This is a genomic window from Geodermatophilus sp. SYSU D00708 (genome assembly GCF_054050115.1).
The window spans coordinates 26,729-46,237 of record NZ_JBJGYS010000033.1 but is presented as its reverse complement, the minus strand read 5'-3'; the positions used below and the strand labels follow the sequence as shown (position 1 = coordinate 46,237).

The 19,509-nt window shown below is 74.9% G+C and carries 17 protein-coding genes; 5 read left to right on the top strand and 12 right to left on the bottom strand.

Going from position 1 to position 19,509, the window contains the following annotated elements:
- Nucleotides 1–226: 226 nt before the first annotated feature.
- The 3 genes from ACI79D_RS21475 (at nucleotide 227) to ACI79D_RS21465 (ending at nucleotide 3,633) form a co-directional block, all read left to right on the top strand.
- A complete protein-coding gene (locus ACI79D_RS21475; protein WP_456920534.1) occupies nucleotides 227–862 on the top strand; it encodes a helix-turn-helix domain-containing protein in 636 nt (211 codons plus the stop codon).
- A gap of 174 nt (nucleotides 863–1,036) precedes the next feature.
- Complete coding sequence (leuA, locus tag ACI79D_RS21470) at nucleotides 1,037–2,782, top strand: 2-isopropylmalate synthase (RefSeq protein WP_456920533.1); 1,746 nt, start codon at nucleotides 1,037–1,039, stop codon at nucleotides 2,780–2,782.
- A gap of 110 nt (nucleotides 2,783–2,892) precedes the next feature.
- Nucleotides 2,893–3,633 (top strand): VOC family protein, encoded by a 741-nt coding sequence (locus ACI79D_RS21465; protein ID WP_456920532.1) that lies wholly within the window; start codon nucleotides 2,893–2,895, stop codon nucleotides 3,631–3,633.
- Between the two features lie 4 nt (nucleotides 3,634–3,637).
- Here ACI79D_RS21465 and mnhG read toward each other — a convergent pair whose 3' ends face one another.
- From mnhG to ACI79D_RS21425, 8 genes are all read right to left on the bottom strand, one after another.
- Nucleotides 3,638–4,036, bottom strand: coding sequence for a monovalent cation/H(+) antiporter subunit G (gene mnhG / locus ACI79D_RS21460; protein ID WP_456920531.1), 399 nt, complete (start codon nucleotides 4,034–4,036; stop codon nucleotides 3,638–3,640).
- Nucleotides 4,033–4,359, bottom strand: a complete 327-nt coding sequence (locus tag ACI79D_RS21455; RefSeq protein WP_456920530.1) for a monovalent cation/H+ antiporter complex subunit F — start codon at nucleotides 4,357–4,359, stop codon at nucleotides 4,033–4,035. Before ACI79D_RS21455 ends, mnhG begins: the two co-directional genes overlap by 4 nt.
- Nucleotides 4,356–4,940, bottom strand: a complete 585-nt coding sequence (locus ACI79D_RS21450; RefSeq protein ID WP_456920529.1) for a Na+/H+ antiporter subunit E — start codon at nucleotides 4,938–4,940, stop codon at nucleotides 4,356–4,358. The genes ACI79D_RS21455 and ACI79D_RS21450 overlap by 4 nt, the downstream gene beginning before the upstream one ends.
- Nucleotides 4,937–6,676: a Na+/H+ antiporter subunit D gene (locus tag ACI79D_RS21445; RefSeq protein WP_456920528.1), complete on the bottom strand. Its 1,740-nt coding sequence runs from the start codon at nucleotides 6,674–6,676 to the stop codon at nucleotides 4,937–4,939. Before ACI79D_RS21445 ends, ACI79D_RS21450 begins: the two co-directional genes overlap by 4 nt.
- The gene (locus ACI79D_RS21440) at nucleotides 6,673–7,161 is read right to left on the bottom strand and encodes a Na(+)/H(+) antiporter subunit C (protein ID WP_456920527.1); all 489 of its coding nucleotides are present in this window, start codon (nucleotides 7,159–7,161) and stop codon (nucleotides 6,673–6,675) included. Before ACI79D_RS21440 ends, ACI79D_RS21445 begins: the two co-directional genes overlap by 4 nt.
- On the bottom strand, nucleotides 7,158–10,034 hold the full coding sequence (locus ACI79D_RS21435) for a Na+/H+ antiporter subunit A (protein ID WP_456920526.1): 2,877 nt from the start codon (nucleotides 10,032–10,034) through the stop codon (nucleotides 7,158–7,160). The genes ACI79D_RS21440 and ACI79D_RS21435 overlap by 4 nt, the downstream gene beginning before the upstream one ends.
- Before the next feature lie 156 nt (nucleotides 10,035–10,190).
- On the bottom strand, nucleotides 10,191–10,850 hold the full coding sequence (locus ACI79D_RS21430) for a response regulator (RefSeq protein ID WP_456920525.1): 660 nt from the start codon (nucleotides 10,848–10,850) through the stop codon (nucleotides 10,191–10,193).
- Entirely contained in the window at nucleotides 10,847–12,034 is a 1,188-nt protein-coding gene (locus tag ACI79D_RS21425; protein ID WP_456920524.1) for a sensor histidine kinase, read from the bottom strand. Before ACI79D_RS21425 ends, ACI79D_RS21430 begins: the two co-directional genes overlap by 4 nt.
- A 185-nt stretch (nucleotides 12,035–12,219) precedes the next feature.
- Here ACI79D_RS21425 and ACI79D_RS21420 point away from each other — a divergent pair, with 185 nt between their 5' ends.
- Nucleotides 12,220–12,918: a hypothetical protein gene (locus ACI79D_RS21420; RefSeq protein ID WP_456920523.1), complete on the top strand. Its 699-nt coding sequence runs from the start codon at nucleotides 12,220–12,222 to the stop codon at nucleotides 12,916–12,918.
- Between the two features lie 219 nt (nucleotides 12,919–13,137).
- Here ACI79D_RS21420 and ACI79D_RS21415 read toward each other — a convergent pair whose 3' ends face one another.
- Nucleotides 13,138–14,955 (bottom strand): ABC-F family ATP-binding cassette domain-containing protein, encoded by a 1,818-nt coding sequence (locus tag ACI79D_RS21415; protein ID WP_456920522.1) that lies wholly within the window; start codon nucleotides 14,953–14,955, stop codon nucleotides 13,138–13,140.
- A gap of 197 nt (nucleotides 14,956–15,152) precedes the next feature.
- On the opposite strand from ACI79D_RS21415, the gene ACI79D_RS21410 reads away from it, so the two are divergent.
- The gene (locus ACI79D_RS21410) at nucleotides 15,153–15,935 is read left to right on the top strand and encodes a hypothetical protein (RefSeq protein WP_456920520.1); all 783 of its coding nucleotides are present in this window, start codon (nucleotides 15,153–15,155) and stop codon (nucleotides 15,933–15,935) included.
- On the opposite strand, the gene ACI79D_RS21405 is transcribed toward ACI79D_RS21410, so the two are convergent.
- Genes ACI79D_RS21405 through ACI79D_RS21395 form a run of 3 tightly spaced genes read right to left on the bottom strand, consistent with a single transcriptional unit; the run spans nucleotide 15,932 to nucleotide 19,448 of the window.
- Nucleotides 15,932–16,882, bottom strand: a complete 951-nt coding sequence (locus tag ACI79D_RS21405) for a transglutaminase family protein (protein ID WP_456920519.1) — start codon at nucleotides 16,880–16,882, stop codon at nucleotides 15,932–15,934. The two genes, ACI79D_RS21410 and ACI79D_RS21405, sit on opposite strands and share 4 nt — an antisense overlap.
- Nucleotides 16,879–17,829 carry an alpha-E domain-containing protein gene (locus tag ACI79D_RS21400; RefSeq protein ID WP_456920518.1) on the bottom strand — a complete coding sequence of 317 codons (951 nt, stop codon included), beginning with the start codon at nucleotides 17,827–17,829 and terminating at the stop codon, nucleotides 16,879–16,881. Before ACI79D_RS21400 ends, ACI79D_RS21405 begins: the two co-directional genes overlap by 4 nt.
- On the bottom strand, nucleotides 17,823–19,448 hold the full coding sequence (locus ACI79D_RS21395) for a circularly permuted type 2 ATP-grasp protein (protein WP_456920517.1): 1,626 nt from the start codon (nucleotides 19,446–19,448) through the stop codon (nucleotides 17,823–17,825). The genes ACI79D_RS21400 and ACI79D_RS21395 overlap by 7 nt, the downstream gene beginning before the upstream one ends.
- Between the last annotated feature and the right edge of the window lie 61 nt (nucleotides 19,449–19,509).

The window sequence follows — 19,509 nt, the reverse complement described above, 5'->3', positions numbered from 1 at the left end:
GGACCCCCCGCCGCCCCCGGGGCGCCCAGCCCCCCCCCGCCCCCCCCACCCGGTGCCCCGGGAGGGGCGTGCCCGCCCCCCCGGGGGGGCCCGCCCACGAAGGGTGCTTCCGCTGTACAGCCCCGCAGGAGCTCGTGCTCTGCCCAGGGCTGTGGGCAGAGCACGACCTTCCACAGACCGAGGTGTCCCCTCCCCCGCGACGCCGTCTGCCACGAGCCTCTCGGCCATGGATGAGGCAGACGTGGGTGGGATGGTGCGCCGGATCCGTCGCCTCGCCGACATGTCGCAGCGGGAGTTGTCCGCCCGGATCGGGGTCTCGAAGTCGGCGGTGGCGGCCGCGGAGAGTGGCCGCTCCGGCCTCGACGCTCGCACGTTGGCGCGCGCCGCCGCGCTCGCCGGGCTCCGCTTGGTGCTGGTCGACGAGCACGGCCGCGAGGTGCCGGGCATGGACCCCGACGCCGTCCGGGACAGGAGCGGCCGGCTGTACCCGGCCCACCTCGACACCCGGTACTCCGACGAGGGCTGGTGGCACGACGAGCACCGGTACAGCCGCGAGCGGGTCTGGTACACGTTCGACCGCGACCGGCGCCGGCGCGACGCCGTCCGGCGCCACACCGGCACGCCCGACGACCACCAGCTCCCCCGCGCCGGCGATGCGCCGTCGGCCCGCGCCGAGGCACGCCGCCTGGCGCGGTGGCAGGCGCGGGAGGCCGAGCGGCGACGGCGGTTCGAGGCCGGCGAGCTGAGCCGCATCGAGGTGCGCTTCGACTGCACCTGCCCACCCCGGTGCGACGAGCTCGACGACGGCACCGGCAGCCCCGTGCACGCGCCCGACTGCCCGTGTGGCTGCGACCTCGCCTGACGCGCTGCTACCGTGGGGGCGTGCGCGGCAGCCTCCTGCTTACCCGCCGCGGCGAGGCCCTCTCCTAGGTCGGCCCCCTCGCCGCGGAGACCTGCCGTGACCGGAAGCGTCCCCGGCGCCTGCTGACCGCCCCACCGGAGCCGAGTCCAGCCCGCGCCAGAGGAGCGAACCCCCGTGAGCAGGAACATGAGCGAGAACCACCCGCACGTCCGGCACGCCCAGCAGCCGTCCGGAATGCCGATCCACCGCTACGCGCCCTTCACCCCGATCGTGCTGCCCGACCGCACCTGGCCGGACACCGTCACCACGACGGCGCCCCGCTGGTGCGCCGTCGACCTGCGGGACGGCAACCAGGCGCTGATCGACCCGATGACCCCCGACCGCAAGCGGCGGATGTTCGAGCTGCTGGTCCGGATGGGCTACAAGGAGATCGAGGTCGGCTTCCCGGCGGCCAGCCAGACCGACTTCGACTTCGTCCGCCAGCTCATCGAGGACGACCTGGTACCCGACGACGTCACCATCCAGGTGCTGACCCAGGCCCGCGACGAGCTGATCGAGCGCACCTACGAGTCCCTGCGCGGCGCCAAGCAGGCGATCGTGCACCTGTACAACTCCACCTCCACCCTGCAGCGCCGGGTCGTGTTCAACTCCGACCGGGCCGGGATCGTCGACATCGCCGTCCACGGCGCCCAGCTGGTCCGCAAGCTGGCCGAGCAGCTCTCGGGCACGGAGGTGTTCTTCGAGTACTCGCCGGAGTCCTTCACCGGCACCGAGCTGGACTTCGCCGTCGAGGTCTGCAACGCGGTCACCGACGTGTGGGAGCCCACCCCCGACCGGCCGACGATCATCAACCTGCCGGCCACGGTGGAGATGGCCGAGCCGACGGTCTACGCCGACCAGATCGAGTGGATGCACCGCAACCTGGGCCGCCGCGACGCCGTCGTCCTGAGCCTGCACCCGCACAACGACCGCGGCACCGCCGTCGCCGCCGCCGAGCTGGGCTACCGGGCCGGCGCCGACCGCATCGAGGGCTGCCTGTTCGGCAACGGCGAGCGGACCGGCAACGTCGACCTGGTCACCCTGGGGCTGAACCTGTTCAGCCAGGGCATCGACCCGCAGATCGACTTCTCCGACATCGACGAGATCCGCCGCACCGTCGAGTACTGCAACCAGATCGGCGTGCACGAGCGGCACCCCTACGGCGGCGACCTGGTCTACACCGCCTTCTCCGGCTCCCACCAGGACGCCATCAACAAGGGGTTCAAGGCCCTGGAGGCCGACGCGCGAGCGGCCGAGAAGCCGGTCGAGGACATGCCCTGGGCCGTGCCGTACCTGCCGATCGACCCGAAGGACGTCGGCCGCAGCTACGAGGCCGTGATCCGGGTGAACAGCCAGTCCGGCAAGGGCGGCGTCGCCTACATCATGAAGACCGAGAACCACCTGGACCTGCCGCGCCGGCTGCAGATCGAGTTCAGCTCGGTCGTCCAGCGGCACACCGACGACGAGGGCGGCGAGGTCACCGCCGCGCAGATGTGGTCGGCGTTCTCCAACGAGTACCTGCCCGACCCGGACGCCCCGTGGGGCCGCTTCTCGCTGGCCGGCCACACCCACCGGGCGCACGGCGCCCACCTGGACGAGATGTCGGTCGAGCTGGTCGACAACGGCGTCCCGGTCACGGTCGAGGGCCGCGGCAACGGACCGATCGCGGCGTTCGTCGACGCGCTGCGCAGCCTGGACGTCGACGTCCGGGTGCTGGACTACGCCGAGCACGCGATGAGCGCCGGCGGTGACGCGCAGGCCGCCGCCTACGTCGAGTGCGCCGTGGGCGAGCGGGTGCTGTGGGGCGTCGGCATCGACCCGAACATCGTCTCCGCTTCGCTGCGCGCGGTCGTCTCTGCGGTGAACCGGGCCCAGCGGTAGTAGAAGGACCCCTCCGCCCCCACCCCTCGCAGGCTCGGGGCGGGACCCTGCGGAGGGGCCAGCGGGTGCCGTCGTGGCACCCGCACCCGAGCCCACGGGAGGCCGGCCCGATGTCGCAGCTCACGCCCTACCTCGTCGTACGGGACGCCCGCGCGGCGGTGAACTGGTACGCCGAGGCGCTCGGCGCCCGCCTCGTCGGGGACCCCTACGTCACCGACGACGACCGCATCGGTCACGCCGAGCTCGACGTCGGCGGGTGCACGGTCTACCTCGCCGACGAGCACCCCGAGCTCGGGCTCACCGTGCCGGAGCAGGGTCGGGTCAGTGTCAGCCTCCACCTGGCCGTCGGGGACGCCGACGCCGCCGTGGCCCGCGCTGCCGCGGCCGGCGCCACGGTCGAGCGGGAACCGGCCGACGCCCCGTACGGCCGCACCGGCGTCGTCGTCGACCCGTTCGGTCACCGATGGATGCTGCAGACCCCCGCCGGGGCCCCGGCCGCCTCCCGGCCCCCGGTGCACTGCGGGGACACCGTGTACCTCACCCTCCGGGTGCCGGACGGCGCCCGTGCCCGCGACTTCTACGGGGCGGTGCTCGACTGGTCCATGAGCCCCGGGCGGGTGGAGGACGGCTGGGAGGACCAGTCGGTGACCCCGGCGATCGGCGTCGCCGGCGGCGCGACCCACGACCTCGGGGCCGTGCCGATGTACGCGGTCGACGACATCGAGGTCGCCGTCGCCGCGGTGCGCACCGCCGGCGGGCAGGCCGGGGAGATCGAGCGGCAGCCCTTCGGCCTGTCCGCGTACTGCCGGGACGACCAGGGCCTGCCGTTCTGGCTCGGCCAGCTGGGCTAGCCGGTCAGCCGCCCGGGACCGACTCCGGCGGTGCGTCGCCGGGTTCGTCCCCGCGGTACAGCCGGTCCTGGTGACCGCCGGCGCCGAGCTCGTCCACCAGCAGCAGGTCGCGGCGGACGTGCCGCCGCCGGTAGGCCACCCGGCTGATCATGTGCGCGCTGACCGGCGCGGTGATCAGCTGGAACGCGGCCACCAGCAGCAGCATCCAGGTCGCCGACCAGCCCGAGAGCCGGATGGCGGCACCCACCATGACCAGCAGCACGCCGAGCACCTGGGGCTTGGTGCCGGCGTGCATCCGGGAGAGCACGTCGGGGAAGCGCAGCAGGCCCAGGCCCGCCGTCAGGCAGAGGAACGCCCCCGTCAGCAGGCAGGCCATCGCCACGACGTCGGCCAGGCCGCTCACGACTGCGCCTCCCGTTCCTCGGCCGCGACGGGCAGGCCGAGGTCGCGGGCGTCGTCGGTGCGGGCCCGGACGAGCATCCCGCCGACGTAGCGGGCGATCGACACCGTGCCGACGAACGCCAGCAGCGACACCACCACCAGCACCGGGACGACGCTGGCGTTGCGCTCCAGCGCGGCGTAGACCGCCAGCCCCGCTGAGATGATCACCAGCAGGGTGTCGGTGGCGACCACGCGGTCGAGCAGCGACGGACCGAGGGCCAGCCGCACCAGGGTCAGCGCCGCACCGGCACCGATCAGGCCGTAGAGCAGGTAGTCGACGATCACGGCGTCCTCCTCCCGGCCGGCCGGCGCTCGGGCCGGCGGGGGTCGGCGTCCAGCGCGGCGACGTCGGCAGCCGAGCCGAACGCCCGGACCATCCGGTCCTCGGTGGCCAGCACCCGCTCCTTCTCCCGCGCCACCGCGTCGAGGTCGCGCACGCCCAGCAGGTGCAGGGTGATCAGCTTCTGCTCCCGGTCGAGGTCCAGGACGATCGACCCGGGCACGAGGGACAGCGACTCCGCCACCATCGCGAGCAGCAGGTCGGAGTCGGTGCGCAGCTGGACCTGCACGATGGCCGACCGCTCCGCGCCACCGGGCCGCAGGGTCAGCCACGCGACCTGCGCGGCGGACACCACCAGGTCGACGGTGAAACCGCCCAGGAAGGCCAGCAGCGGCAGCGGCCGCAGCCGCACGCCGCCGACCACGTGCGGCAGCGGCAGGAACACGGTGACCACCAGCGCCACGACGACGCCCGAGATCACGTTGGCCCACGACCAGGTGCCCCACAGCAGGATCCAGACCAGCACGAGCCAGGCCAGCAGCGGGATCTGGTGCCGCAGCCGGGTGACCGCGGGCTCGACCGTCACGGCTGCCCCCCGTCGTCAGCGGACGCCGGGCCGAAGACCGCCGAGATGTAGGGCGTGCGGTCCAGCAGGTCGGCCGACGCCCGCTCGGCGACGCCGTACAGCGGCCCGGCCAGGCCGGTGAGCGCCACGGTGAGCGCGACCAGGGCCGCGGTCGCCGCCACCATCGTCACCGGGAGCGGCCGCAGCGCCCGGACCCCCGCCGCCGGCGGCGGCAGGTCGGGCTCGGCCGCCGTCGCCACGGCGGTGTGCCGCGCCCACGCGTCCTGCAGCGCCGTGCGCGGCGGGCCGTCCGGGCTCCCGTTCGACCGGCCCCCGTCCGAGGCGGCGCGGCCCGGCCCGCCGTCGGCGGCCGGCGCGCCGCCGTCGGGACCGGCGGCCGCGGCTGCCGCGGCCGCGGTGTCGTCGGCCGGTGCCTGCGTGGGGGACCGCCAGAACGCGCGGGTCCACACGCGGGCGATGGCGAGCAGCGTCAGCAGGCTGGTGACCACCCCGCCGGCGACCAGGGTCAGCGCGAGCCCCCCGCCCTCGGCCACGCCGGCCTGGAGCAGGCCGAGCTTGCCGATGAAGCCCGACAGCGGCGGGATGCCGGCCAAGTTCATCGCCGGCACGAAGAACAGGACCGCCAGCAGCGGCGAGCGCCGGGCCAGGCCGCCGAGCCGGTTCACCGACGTCGTCCCGCCCTGCCGCTCGACCAGCCCGGCGACGAGGAACAACGTCGTCTGGATGGCGATGTGGTGGGCCACGTAGAAGATCGCGCCGGCCAGCCCGGCCGCCGTCCCCAGGGCGATCCCGAACACCATGTAGCCGATGTGGCTGACCAGGGTGAACGACAGCAGCCGCCGCAGGTCGGTCTGCGCGACCGCGCCGAGGATGCCGATGAGCATGGTGGCCAGGGCGGCCCACATGAGCAGGTCGTCGAGCGCGCCGCCGGGGAACAGCAGGGTCTGCGTGCGGATGATCGCGTAGACGCCGACCTTGGTGAGCAGCCCGGCGAAGACCGCGGTGACCGGCGCCGGCGCGGTCGGGTAGCTGTCGGGCAGCCAGGCCGACAGGGGGAACACCGCGGCCTTGATGCAGAAGGCGATGAGCAGCATCGACTGGAGCAGCACCTGGGTGCCCTCCGGCAGCTCGCCGAGGCGCAGCGCGAGGTCGGCCATGTTGACCGTGCCGGTCGCGGCGTAGACCAGCCCGATGGCGGCCAGGAAGACCAGTGAGCTGGTCAGGCCGACGATGACGTAGGTGATGCCGCCGCGGATCCGCGGAGCGGTGCCGCCGAGGGTCAGCAGCACGTACGAGGCCATGAGCAGGATCTCGAAGCCGACGTAGAGGTTGAACAGGTCGCCGGCGAGGAAGGCGTTGCTCACGCCCGCGACCAGCACCAGGAACGTGGGGTGGAAGATCGACAGCGGCGTCTCCTCCGACCCGTCGGCGGCGCCCTGGCCGACGGCGAAGACGAGCACGCCGAGGGTGACGGTGGACGCCACGACCAGCATCAGCGCCGAGAGCCGGTCGACCACGAGCACGATGCCCAGCGGCACCGGCCAGCCCCCGACGGCGACCGAGGTGGCGCCCTCGGCGTCGGCCACGACCAGCAGGGTCACCGAGACGGCGAGCACCGCGGTGAGGACGGCGAGGCTGACCAGCCGCTGGAACCGCGGGTGCCCGGACACGAGCAGGGTGGTGGCGGCCCCGAGCAGCGGGAGCAGGACCGGCAGCGGGGCGAGGACGCCGGTCATCGCGCCCCCGCCGGCAGGTCGACGTCGTCGGCCGGGGTGCCCCGGCGCTCGTCGTGCAGGCTGTCCGCGTGCCCGGCGATGCGGTCGTCCGGGGCGAGGTCGTCGGGGTCGAGCTCGTCGGCGTCGGTGCCCGACCGCGCGGCGACCCGGCGGTCCTCCTCGTCGGTCCCCACGACCTCCTGGTGCACCAGCCGCCAGGACCGGTGGATCATCGCGAGCACGAAAGCCGAGACGCCGAAGGTGATCACGATGGCGGTGAGGATGAGCGCCTGCGGGAGCGGGTCGTTCATGTCCTCCGGCTCGGAGTAGCCCAGGATCGGCGCCAGCCCCGCCGGACCGCCCGTGGACAGCAGCAGCAGGTTGGTGGCGTTGCCGAGCAGCAGGAAGCCCAGCAGGACGCGGGTGAGGCTGCGGTCGAGCAGCAGGTACACGCCCGCGGCGTAGAGGCCGCCGATGATCACCGGCAGCACGATCGTCGGGGTCATCGGACCACCACCTCTCCGGGGTCGAGCTCGATCGGGTCGTCCTCGTCCTCCTGGCGGTCCAGCTCCGCGCCGAGGCTGCGCAGCACGTCGAGGACCAGCCCGACGACGATCAGGTAGACGCCGGTGTCGAAGAACAGCGAGGTCACGAGCTTCACGTGGCCCAGCACCGGCAGGTCGGTCTCGAGGATCGCCGTCTGCAGGACCTCGGCGCCGAGCAGCAGCCCCGCGGCGCCGGTGCCCGCGGCGAGCAGCAGGCCGCTGCCCAACAGCAGACCGGGGGCCACCGGCGCGGCCTCGCCCAGTTCGTAGCGTCCACCGGCCAGGTACCGCAGGACGAGGGCCAGCCCGGCGACCAGCCCGCCGGCGAAGCCCCCACCGGGCTCGTTGTGGCCGGAGAACAGCAGGTAGACCGAGAAGACCGTGATCGTGTGGAACAGGATCCGGGTCACGACCTCGAGCACCACCGAGCGGCGGGCCGGGTCGAGGGTGGCCGTGGCGGCCAGCCAGCGGTTGCGGGGCGCCCGGCCACCGGTCGGACGGCGCCGCGTCAGCGCGCTGCGGTCGATCCGCTCCACCCCGCCGGTGCGGCCGCGCAGGAAGACCAGGCTGGCGACGCCGGTGGCGGCGACGACCAGCAGCGAGATCTCGCCGAGGGTGTCCCAGGCGCGGATGTCGACCAGCGTCACGTTGACGACGTTCTTGCCGCCGCCGAAGTCGTAGGCCTGCTCCGGGTAGTCCGCCGAGACCGGCGTCGCGGTGCGCACGGCCAGGGCGACGCCGCCGACCACGGCCATGAACGCGCCGACGGCCACCGCGACCACCCCGCGGACGGCGCGCTCCCGCGGCCGGTGGCGCTCGCTGATGTCCTTGGGCAGCTTGCGCAGCACGAGGACGAAGACGACGAGGGTGAGCGTCTCGACGAGGAACTGGGTGAGCGCCAGGTCGGGGGCGCCCTGCAGCGCGAAGAGGACGCCGACGCCGTAGCCGGTGACCCCGACGACCAGCACCGCCGACAGCCGCTGCCGGATGCGCAGCGCCAGCACCGCGGCGGTGATGACGACGACGCCGACCAGCGCCTGCACCGGGGTGTCCCAGGCGCGCCACTCCCCCGGCCACGGCGCCCGGGTGAGCAGCAGCGTGCCGGGCAGGGCGAGCACCGCGACCAGGATCGTGCCGAGGTAGGCCGGCAGCGAGCCGCGCTGGGTGGTGCCGGTGACCAGCACCGACAGCCGGTCCAGGCCCTGGATGACGTTCCAGTAGCCCTCGTCGGCCGACGCGCCCACGGCCACCTGCCGCTGCAGCCGGGACACGCGGGCGCGGACGGCGAACAGCGCCAGGCCGCCGACGAGGGTCAGCGCGGACAGCCCGAGGGCCGGCTGCCAGCCGTGCCACAGCGCGAGGTGCTCCGCCTCGGGGCCGAGCAGCGGCAGCGTCTCGGCGTACCCCGCGACCAGCGGCTCGAGCAGCGGGCTGGCCGGCCCGGCGACCAGCCCGGTCAGCGCGAGGACCGCCGGCGCGGCGACGAACAGCGGGCCGGGCGGGTGCGCCGGCTCGGTGTCCTCGACGCCGGGCTTGCGGGCGAACGCGCCCCACAGGAAGCGGGCCGTGTAGCCGACGGTGAGCACCGAGCCGAGGACCAGCCCGGTGAGGACGACGACCGCGGCGGTCCGGTTCGGCAGGCCGACGTCCCACAGCGCGGTGAACGCCGCCTCCTTGCCGACGAACCCGAGCAGCGGCGGCAGCCCGGCCATCGACGCGCCGGCCAGCCCGCCGATCACGGCCAGCACCGGCAGCCGCCGCCCCAGCCCGGACAGCTCGCGCAGGTCTCGGGTGCCGGTGGCGTGGTCGATCACACCGACGGTGAGGAACAGCGTGGACTTGAACAGCGCGTGCGCCATGGTCATGACCAGCCCGGCGGCGGCGAGCTCGTAGCTGCCGCCGCCGACGAGCGTCATGAGGAAGCCCAGTTGGCTGACGGTGCCGAAGGCGAGCAGGAGCTTGAGGTCGTTCTGCCGCAGCGCCCGGTAGCCGCCGACGAGCATCGTGGCCACACCCAGGCCGAGCACGAGCGGCCGCCACCCCGGGACGTCGGCGAAGCCCGGCGCCAGCCGCGCGACGAGGTAGATGCCGGCCTTCACCATCGCGGCGGCGTGCAGGTAGGCGCTGACCGGCGTGGGCGCCTCCATGGCCGCGGGCAGCCAGAAGTGGAACGGCACCATCGCCGACTTGGTCACCGCGCCGGCCAGCACCAGGACCGTGCCGGCGACCATCGCCGGGCCGGTGCCGGGGTTCGCGACGACCTCCGAGAGCAGGAACGAGCCGCTGGCCTGGCCGACCATGATCAGGCCGACGAGCATCGCCAGGCCGCCGGCGGTGGTCAGGACCAGCGCCTGCGACGCCGCCCGCCGCGCGGCCAGCCGCCGTCCCGACCCGCCGATCAGCAGGAACGAGAAGACGGTGGTGAGCTCCCAGAACACGTAGAGCAGCAGCAGGTCGTCGGCGAGGACCAGGCCCAGCATCGACCCGGCGAAGGCGGCGAGGCACCCGGCGAACCGGCCGGTGCCCTCGTCGTCCGGCCCGAAGTAGCGGGCGCAGTAGAGCAGGACCAGGGCGCCGACGCCGGTGACCAGCGCGGCGAAGGCCAGCGCGAGGGCGTCCAGCCGCAGCGCTACGTCGAGGTCGAGCGCCGGGATCCAGGGCACGGTCTCGCGGACCTCGTCACCGGCGAGGACGGCGCGCAGCTGCAGCAGGGTCCAGCCGAACGCGGCGGCGGGCACCAGCGCGAGGACGAGGAAGGCCTGCCGCCCCCACCACCGCACGAGGACGGGCGCCAGCAGCGCAGCCAGCAGGTGGAGGAGCAGCAGAACGAGCATGTGTCTCCGGGAGTCGATGGGCGGCTCGGGGACACCAGTGACGTCGGTCGACGACGGCCGGCGGTGATCACCAGTCTACCCGTCAGGGCGTTTCGGTCCGGCCCGCTGCATGGGCCGCCGCGAGCGTGCGAGTGGTGGGGCAGCGGGGGCCTTCCCCTACCTGCCGGGCGTGACCAGGCCGCTCTCGTAGGCGAAGGCGACGGCCTGCACCCGGTCCCGCAGGCCCAGCTTGAGCAGTACCCGGCTCACGTGCGTCTTGACCGTGGCCTCGCCCAGGTAGAGCCGCGCGGCGATCTCCGCGTTGGACAACCCGGCCGCGACCAGGGCGAGGACGTCGGTCTCCCGCTCGGTCAGCTGCGCCAGCGCCCCCGCCCGCGCCGGGTCGGGCGCCGGTGCCGCGGCGAAGGACTCGATCACCCGCAGCGTCACGGCCGGGTCGAGCAGTCCCTGACCGGCCGCCACCGTCCGGACGGCGGCCACCAGGTCCTCCGGCGGGGCCACCTTGAGCAGGAAGCCGCTGACCCCGGCCCGCAGCGCGGCGGCCACGTACTCGTCCTCGTCGAACGTCGTGAGGACGACGACCCGCGTCGGCAGGTCCGCGGCGACGATGCGCCGCGCGGCCTCCAGCCCGTCCATCCCGGGCATCCGCACGTCGAGCAGGACGACATCCGGCCGGGCGTCGGTGACCACCTGCACCCCGGCCGCGCCGTCGGCCGCCTCGCCGACCACCTCGATGTCCGGCTCGGCGGCGAGCACCATGCGCAGCCCGGTGCGCACCATCGCCTGGTCGTCGACCAGCACCACCCGGATGGTCATGCGGGCACCTCCGCGGGCGCGGGCCGCTCGGCGGGGAGCGGGAAGGACGCGCGCACCCGGTAGCCACCACCGCGCACCGGCCCCACCTCCAGCCGGCCGCCGACGACGGAGACCCGCTCGCGCATGTGCAGCTGGCCGTGCCCGCCGGTGCCGGGCACCGGCGGGGGCGTCGCCACCCGGGCCCGCCCGTCGTCGGTGACGGTCACCGTGACCCGGTCGGCGGCGTGGTCGACGGTCACCCGAGTGGCCGCGGCCCCGGCGTGCCGGACGACGTTGGACAGCGCCTCCTGCACCACGCGCACCGCCGAGACGTCGACCAGCGGGGGCAGCTCCACCGGGTCGCCGGTGACCGCCAGCTCGATCGGCATGCCGCCGGCCCGCAGCTCGTCGAGGACCGCGTCGAGCCGGGACAGCGAGGGCAGCGGCGCCGGCTCGGCAGCTCCCTCCCCACCGGCCCCCTCGCGCAGGATGCCGACGACGCGGCGCATCTCGTCGACCGAGTCGCGGCCCAGCTTCTCCAGGCCGCGCAGCACCTCCTGCGCCTCGGGGTGGTCGGGCAGCAGCCGGCGCAGCCCGCCCATCTGGAGCACCATCACGCTCACCGCGTGGGCGACCGAGTCGTGCACCTCGCGGGCGATGCGCGCGCGCTCGGCGGTGGTGGCCGCCGCGGCGATCGTCTCCTGCTGCTCGGCCAGCCGGGCGGCGAGCACCTGCAGCTCGTGCGCGCGCCGCCGGGACTGGGCCACCAGCGCGCCGACGGACGCCGCCGCCCCCAGGACGAGGAGGTAGAAGACCGACTCCCACGGGTTGGGCGCGAACACCGACCCGAGCCCGGTCGCCAGGACGACGGCCGACCCCGCCGCCCCGACGGCCCGGCGCGCCGGGAGGACGGCCACCGCGTGGCCGACCAGCAGACCCATGCCGACCAGCTGGGAGCCGCCCGGCCCGGGAGCGCCGCCCAGGAGGTTCAGCAGGACGGTGAGGGCACCCAGCACCGGGGTGACCGCCGGCCACCGGGGGCAGACGGCGAGCAGCGCTCCGACCAGGATGCCCGGCGCAGCCAGCGCGAACTGGTTGCGGTCGAAGCCCTCGACGAACCACTCGAACACCGACAGGGCTCCCAGCAGCGCGCCCACGGCCGGCCAGAGGAGGCGGCGGAAGCGGGCGGGCGGGGACCACGGCATGGCCTGCACGCTAGGGGCCGCGCGCCGCCGCGGGGATCCCCCGCGCGGCCGAACGCGGGTGTGCCGGGGTCCGCCTCACGACGGAGACAGGTCGGCGCTCCACGACGGACGCGCAGGTCAGAGCCGGGTTCCTAGCTTTCTCGGCGACACCGCACCGAGGCGGTGCACCGACCTGACGAGGAACGATGACCACCGACGTCCGCACCACCCCCGCCCCCACGACCCCCGCCGAGACCCGCAGCGCCGGCTCGCTGCTGCTGCCCATCGCCGGCGGCGCGCTGGTCGTCGGCTCGCTGCTCTACACCGCCGGCATGGTGACCTCACCGCCGCAGGACTCCATGGCCGACGCCGACTACATCGCCGCCCTGGCCCGCGACGAGGGCCGGACAGCCCTCTCGGCGATGCTCCTCCACTACGGCAACCTGGTGATGGCCCTGGCGTGGCTGGCCGCACCCGCCCTGGTCCGCGGCGTCCGCGGCCGGATCGCCACCGTCGTCGGCGCGCTGCTGTCGGCGCTCGGCCTGGTCACCGTCGCCGGCCTGGTGCTGTCGGACTTCTGGACCGGCGGCGTCGGCCGGCTGCTCGATGCCGACACGGCGCTCGAGGTCTTCACCCACGTGTCGAGCTCGGCGGGCATGGCGGTGGTCGGCACGGTCACCCTGTTCGGCCTGCTCGGGCCGCTGGTCGTCTACGTCGGCCTGGCCCGCGCCGGGGTGACCGGCTGGTGGCTGCTCGCGCCGGCGGTCGCCAGCCTCGCCGCCTCGGCCGCGGTGCCCTTCTCGCCGCTGGCCCACGGGGCGTTCGCCGCGGTGGGCGCCGTCCCGGTGGTCGTCGTCGGCCTGCGGATGATCGCCCGCCGCCGCGCCGAGCAGTCCGCCGCCTGATCTCCGGCGCCTGCACTACGGGAGGACCTCGTGCTCTGCCAGCTGTCGGTGCGCAGAGCACGAGGTCCTCGGCGTCCCGCGCACCGGCCGGACACCTCCCTCCCGGGAGGTCGTGCTCTGCCCACCTCCGTGGGCAGAGCACGAGGATCCCTTCGTGCCCTGCCCAGCAGGGTGGGCAGAGCACGACTGTGCGGGGAGAGGGACCTGCCCGGCCGGCGGTCAGCCCTCGGCGACCTCGGCGGCCTCCAGCCAGTCGAGCTCGACCTGCTCCTTCTCGGCGAGCACCGCCCGCAGCCGCTCGTCGAGCTCCAGGACCCGCGCGTGGTCGGTCGCGGCGGCGGCGAGCTCGCCGTGCAGCCGCTCCTCCTCGGCGGTCAGCTTCTCCAGCCGCCGCTCCAGGCGGGCGGCCTCCTTGCGCGCCGCCCGCACCTCACCGGCCGAGCGGGCCGGCGCGGCGTCGGCGGCCTCGGGCGCGATCGGCGCCGTCCGGGCGCCCGCCGCGGGCAGCTGCGCCTCCCCCGCCGCCCGGCGGGCCAGGTACTCCTCGACCCCGCCGGGCAGCGCCGCCAGGGAGCCGTCGCCCATCAGGGCCACCACCGAGTCGCACACCCGGTCGACGAAGTACCGGTCGTGGCTGACCACCAGCACGGTGCCGGCGAAGCCGTCGAGCAGGTCCTCGAGCGCGGTGAGCGTGTCGATGTCGAGGTCGTTGGTGGGCTCGTCGAGCAGCAGCACGTTCGGCTCGCCCATGAGCAGCCGCAGCAGCTGCAGCCGCCGCCGCTCGCCGCCGGAGAGGTCACCCACCGGCGTCCACTGCCGGGACGCCGGGAACCCGAAGCGCTCGGCCAGCGAGGACGCGGAGATCTCCTGGTTCCCGATGCGGGCGATCCGGGCGACCTCCTGCACCGCCTCCAGCACCCGCAGCCGGCCGTCGAGCTCGGTGACGTGCTGGGAGAGGTAGGCCGGGGCGACCGTCTGGCCGCGCACGACCCGGCCGCGGTCGGGCTCGGTCTCGCCGACCAGCAGCCGCAGCAGCGAGGTCTTGCCCGCACCGTTGACGCCGACCACGCCGATCCGGTCACCCGGGCCGACGTGCCAGGTCAGGTGGTCGAACAGGGTGCGCGGACCGTCGTCGGTCGGCACCGCGTAGTCGACGTCCTCCACGTCGTAGACGGTCCTGCCGAGCCGGCGCGCGGCGAACCCCTTGAGCGCCATCGACTCGCGCGGCGGCGGGACGTCCTCGATCAGCGCCTCGGCCGCCTCGATGCGGAACCGTGGCTTGCTGGTGCGCGCCGGCGCGCCGCGCCGCAGCCAGGCCAGCTCCTTGCGCACCAGGTTCTGCCGGCGCTCCTCGGTGACCGCCGCGATCCGCGCCCGCTCGGCCCTGGCCAGCGTGTAGGCCGCGTAGCCGCCGTCGTAGGCGTGCACCTTCCCGTCGGCGACCTCCCAGGTCTGGGTGCAGACCTCGTCGAGGAACCACCGGTCGTGGGTGACGACGACCAGCGCACCGACCCGGCTCTTCACGTACTCGGCCAGCCAGGCCACGCCCTCGACGTCGAGGTGGTTGGTCGGCTCGTCGAGCACCAGCAGGTCCAGGGGCCGGATCAGCTGCGCGGCCAGCGCCACCCGCCGGCGCTCGCCGCCGGACATCGGGGCGACCGGGGAGTCCAGGCCCAGCCGGTCGAGCTCCAGCCCGGTGAGCACGCTGCGCACGGCCGGGTCGGCGGCCCACTCGTGCTCGGCGGCGAACAGGTCCGCCGGCAGGACGACGTCGCGCACGGTGGCGCCCGGCGGCAGGGTGCCGGACTGGTCGAGCACGCCGAGGGCGAGGTCGGCGCGGCGGGTGACCCGGCCCGCGTCGGGCTCCTCCCGGCCGGTGAGGACGCCGAGCAGCGTGGACTTGCCGCTGCCGTTGCGCCCCACCACGCCGATCCGCTCGCCGGCGGCGATGCCGAGGGAGACGTCGTCGAGCAGGAGGGTCGTGCCGTGGGCCTTCTGCACCCGCTCGAGGTTGACCAGGTTGACGGGTGCGCTCATGGGAGCCCCAGTATCCGCCCGCTCCGGGCGAGGTTCCCGACCGCCCCGGGACAGCGGCCCCTGGCTCCCGGGACGCCGCCGGCCGGAGGCTCGCTGCGCCCCGCTCCGGGCGGCGCAAGTCCCCCGCAAGGGCCTCGCAAGCAGCCCGTCCGAGAGTCGGGCCCCTCGATCCCGCAGCACTCCCCAGGAGGTAGACGATGACCGCGGCGGTTGTTCTCGCCGGAGGGACCGCGCACCCGGTCCGCGGTGCGCAGCAGGCGGCCCAGGCGACGCTGGTCGCCGTCCGCCGGGCGTCCCGGGACACGGCGGCCGCCCCGGCCTCGGTCTGGTGGGCCCGGTTGGCGGAGCGGGGCCTGGCCTCGACCGAGCACGCGCTGGTCGCGGTGCGCTCCGAGCGCTTTCCCGACGGGACGCCGGTGGACCTCACCGCCCTGCACTCCCGGGGACGGCGCTCGGCCGGCTGGCTGGTCGACCTGCGCCACCGGGTCGGCGACGGCGCGGTGGTGCGGGTGGAGCTGGGCGAGCCGCTCGCCGGCCTGTGCCCGCCGCTGTGGTTCGCGGAGGTCCACCACGCCCCCGGCGGGATGCCCGCGGTGTCGCTGCTGGCCTTCCGCGGGGGCGGGTTCCGCCCCGGGTCGCTGGTGGGCCCGCACCAGGTCGCCGCCCGCGCGCTGCGGATGACCGATCGGGTCGGCGAGGTGCGCTGGTGGACCCGCTCCGGTGTCGTCGACACCGTCACCGTCGCCCCCGACGTCCGCCGGCGCGGCGTCGGGCAGGCGCTGGTCACCGTCGCCGAGGCGCTGCGGGTGCTGCGCGGCTGGGCGCCGCTGCGATCCGACGGCCGGCTCACCGACGCCGGCGCGGCCTGGCTGGACGCCGCTCCCGCGCACTGGGCGCCGCGGCTGGGTCCGCGCACCGAGCGGCTGCCCGACGAGGTGGACCCCGACCGGCCCACCGGCGTGGCCCGCCTGCTGCGCTAGGCCAGGCGGGTGACCTCGACGGTGACCGTGTGCCCCTCGCTGCCCGGGCCGGAGAAGATGCCCTTGAACGGCGGGACGTCGCCGTAGTCGCGGCCCCGGCCGAGGGTCACGTGGCGGGTGCCGACCTCGGTGGCGTTGGTCGGGTCGAAGGCGCACCAGCCGCCGTCCCACCACTCCACCCAGGCGTGGCTCTCGCCGGTGACCGTGTGCCCCACCCCGGCCTCCCGCTTGGGGTGCAGGTAGCCGGAGACGTACCGCGCCGGCAGCCCGAGGGCGCGCAGCAGCCCGACGGTGACGTGGGATATGTCCTGGCAGACGCCCTTGCCGGAGTCCCACGCCTGCATGGCGTTGGTCTTCACGTTGGTCGCGCCGGACAGGTACGCCATCCGGTCGCGCGCGAGTCGGCAGACCGCGGCCCCGGTCTCGTGCGGCGGGACGTCGCCGACCGCCGCACGGACCTCGGCGACGACGTCGTCGTCCATCGCGGTGAGCGCGGTGGGCGCGAGCAGCTCGCCGAAGCGGTCGAGCACCTGGCGGTCGCGCAGCTCGGCCCAGCCGACGTGCTCGTGCTGCTCCGGCTCCGGGCCGGCCTCGACGATCGACGTCCCGGTGACCACCAGCTCGGTGTGCGGGGTGTGCAGGTCGAAGGCGGTGACCGTGGCGCCCCAGTAGTCGCGGTAGGCGAACGCGGTGGCGGCCGGCTCGATCTCGACCCGGGAGCGCAGCGTCGTCTGCCGGCTGCTGTTCTCCGGGGTCAGCCGCGCCTCGTTGTACGAGGAGCGGACCGGGCCGGCGTAGCGGAACCGGGTGCGGTGCACCACCTGCAGCCGCCACCGGTCGCCCGGCGGCCGGGGGCCGGACCGCTGCACCTGGGTCTGCCCGCCCTGCGACTGGACCTGCCCGCCGAGTGACTGGGTCTGCCCGGCCGGGCTCTGCGACTGGCTCACGCCACCCCCTCCGGGACCCACACCTGCGGCGCCTGCTCGGTGAAGAAGCGGTTGGTGATCGCCCCGCTCGCCAGGGAGCAGGTGCGCTGCAGCTCCTCCAGGCGGGTGGGCAGCTGGGCGAGCAGGTCGGGGGTGGCCATGAACTCGAGCATGGTCCGCGCCCGGCCGACGATCCGGTGCGCCTCGCCGGCGACGCCGATGCGGGTGGCGTCGCGCAGCGGGGATCGCTCCAGCTCGGCCAGGCAGGCCTCGGCCTGCTCCAGCGAGGCGAACACCGACCGCGGGAACAGCCGGTCGAGCAGGAGGAACTCCGAGGCGCGGCTGGAGTCCACCACGCCGCGGTAGGTGCGCAGGTAGGGCTCGTAGGCGCCGGTGGAGCGCAGCACCAGCGTCCAGGACGGCGCGGCGTCCCCGGCCAGCACCCGGGTGGAGATGATCCGCGCGGTCATGTCCACCCGCTCCAGCGACCGGCCCAGGACGAGGAACAGCCAGCTCTCGTCCCGGCTCATCGTGGAGTCGGCCAGCCCGAACACCATCGCCGAGCGCTCGCGCACGAACCGGAACAGCGAGTGCGGGCCGTACCGGCGGGCCATCGTCCGCTGCTGGGGCAGCGCGTTGTGCGTGACGTTGAGCGACTCCCAGATCTCCGCGGAGAGCACCTCGCGGGCGCCGCGGGCGTTCTCGCGGGCCGCCGACAGCGCGCCGACGATCGAGCTCGGGCTGCCCCGCTCGAAGGCGAGGGTGGCCAGCACCCGCTCGGTGTCGGCCTCCTCCTCGGGCACCGGGGAGCCCATGAGCGACAGGAGGTTGGCGCACGCGCGGCGCTCGTCGATCCACGGGTCCTCGACCAGCCGCTGGGTGTGCACGTCGAGGATGCGGGCGGTGTCGTCGGCGCGCTCCACGTAGCGGCCGATCCAGAACAGCGACTCCGCGATCCGGCTCAGCACGACGCCTCCCCGGGGGCAGAAATGGCCATTTCTGCCCCTGATTGCTGCTGTTGCTGGGACTGGTCGACGAGCAGCTCGCTCGCCGGGCCGGGGTCGGGCGCCGCGGACTCACCGGCCAGGTCGGCGGCGGTGAACTCGATGCGGGTGAGGTCCGCGGTCGGCTCCTCCTCGGGTTCGGTGGCCGGTCGGGGCGGGCTGAGCACCCAGGTGTCCTTCGACCCGCCGCCCTGGCTGGAGTTGACCACCAGCTCGCCCTCCGGCAGCGCCACCCGGGTCAGCCCGCCGGGCAGCACCCACACCCGGTCGCCGTCGTTGACCGCGAACGGCCGCAGGTCCACGTGCCGCGGCGCGATCCGCCCGCCGACCAGCGTGGGGCAGGTGGACAGCCCGATCGGCCGCTGCGCGATCCAGTCCCGCGGCCGGGCCCGCACCTTGACCGCCAGCTCCTCCAGGGTCCGCTCGTCGGCCCGCGGCCCGATCACGATCCCCTTGCCGCCCGAGCCGTCGACCGGCTTGAGCACCAGCTGGTCCAGCGAGTCGAGCACCCACTCGACGACGTCGGGCTCGTCCAGCCGGTGCGTCTCGGCGTTGGCCAGCAGCGGCTCCTCGGCCAGGTAGTAGCGGACCAGGTCGGGCACCCAGGTGTAGAGCAGCTTGTCGTCGGCGACGCCGTTGCCGACGGCGTTGGCGATGGTGACCCGGCCGGCGCGCGCGGCGTTGAGCAGGCCGGCGCAGCCGATCACCGAGTCGGGCCGGAAGTGCACCGGGTCGAGGAACTCGTCGTCGATGCGGCGGTAGATCACGTCGACGCGACGCTGGCCGTCCGTCGTCCGCATGCTGACCTGGTTGCCCGCGCAGACCAGGTCGCGGCCCTCCACCAGCTCCACCCCCATCTGGCGGGCCAGCAGCGCGTGCTCGAAGTAGGCGGAGTTGTAGACGCCGGGCGTGAGGACGACGACCGTCGGGTCGGACACGTGGGGCGGCGCGGAGGCCTTGAGGGCGGCCAGCAGGCGGGTCGGGTAGTCGGCGACCGGCTGGATGCGGTGGTCGGCGAACAGCTCGGGCAGCACCTGGCTCATCGCCGCGCGGTTGGTGATCACGTAGCTGACCCCGGACGGCGAGCGCAGGTTGTCCTCGAGCACGCGGAAGTCGCCGGCCTCGTCGCGGACCAGGTCGATGCCGGCCACGTGGATGCGCACCCCGCCCGGCGGTTCGAGCCCGTGCGCCTGGCGGTGGAAGTGGGCGCTGGTGGTGACGACGCTGCGCGGCACCACGCCGTCGGCGAAGACCTGCCCGGCGCCGTAGACGTCGGCGAGGAAGGCCTCCAGGGCCAGCACCCGCTGGGCCACGCCCCGCTCGATGAGCGACCACTCCTCGGCCCCGATCACCCGCGGCACGATGTCGAGCGGGAAGGGCTGCTCCTCGCCGGCGTGGGCGAACGTGACCCCGGCGTCCCGGTAGGTCTGGGAGAGCAGGTCGGCGCGGGCCGACAGCTCCTCGCCGGCCATCGGCTGCAGGGAGGTGTACAGGCCGGTGTAGGCCGGCCGCGGCGCGCCCACCTCGCCGAACATCTCGTCCCACTGCTCCCCGAGGGGGTAACCGTCGAAGAGGTCCGCCATGACGGGGAACCTAGTTCGGGCGTGTGTCCCGCGCGTTTCGACGCCGTGATCCGCGGACCGT

Excerpts from the sequence above, each read along its gene's own strand:
- ACI79D_RS21475 (WP_456920534.1), top strand. The coding sequence starts at position 227 with ATGGATGAGGCAGACGTGGGTGGGATGGTGCGCCGGATCCGTCGCCTC.
- ACI79D_RS21465 (WP_456920532.1), top strand. The coding sequence starts at position 2,893 with ATGTCGCAGCTCACGCCCTACCTCGTCGTACGGGACGCCCGCGCGGCG.
- ACI79D_RS21445 (WP_456920528.1), bottom strand. The coding sequence starts at position 6,676 with ATGACCGGCGTCCTCGCCCCGCTGCCGGTCCTGCTCCCGCTGCTCGGG.
- ACI79D_RS21440 (WP_456920527.1), bottom strand. The coding sequence starts at position 7,161 with ATGACCCCGACGATCGTGCTGCCGGTGATCATCGGCGGCCTCTACGCC.
- ACI79D_RS21435 (WP_456920526.1), bottom strand. The coding sequence starts at position 10,034 with ATGCTCGTTCTGCTGCTCCTCCACCTGCTGGCTGCGCTGCTGGCGCCC.
- ACI79D_RS21430 (WP_456920525.1), bottom strand. The coding sequence starts at position 10,850 with ATGACCATCCGGGTGGTGCTGGTCGACGACCAGGCGATGGTGCGCACC.
- ACI79D_RS21425 (WP_456920524.1), bottom strand. The coding sequence starts at position 12,034 with ATGCCGTGGTCCCCGCCCGCCCGCTTCCGCCGCCTCCTCTGGCCGGCC.
- ACI79D_RS21420 (WP_456920523.1), top strand. The coding sequence starts at position 12,220 with ATGACCACCGACGTCCGCACCACCCCCGCCCCCACGACCCCCGCCGAG.
- ACI79D_RS21415 (WP_456920522.1), bottom strand. The coding sequence starts at position 14,955 with ATGAGCGCACCCGTCAACCTGGTCAACCTCGAGCGGGTGCAGAAGGCC.
- ACI79D_RS21410 (WP_456920520.1), top strand. The coding sequence starts at position 15,153 with ATGACCGCGGCGGTTGTTCTCGCCGGAGGGACCGCGCACCCGGTCCGC.
- ACI79D_RS21395 (WP_456920517.1), bottom strand. The coding sequence starts at position 19,448 with ATGGCGGACCTCTTCGACGGTTACCCCCTCGGGGAGCAGTGGGACGAG.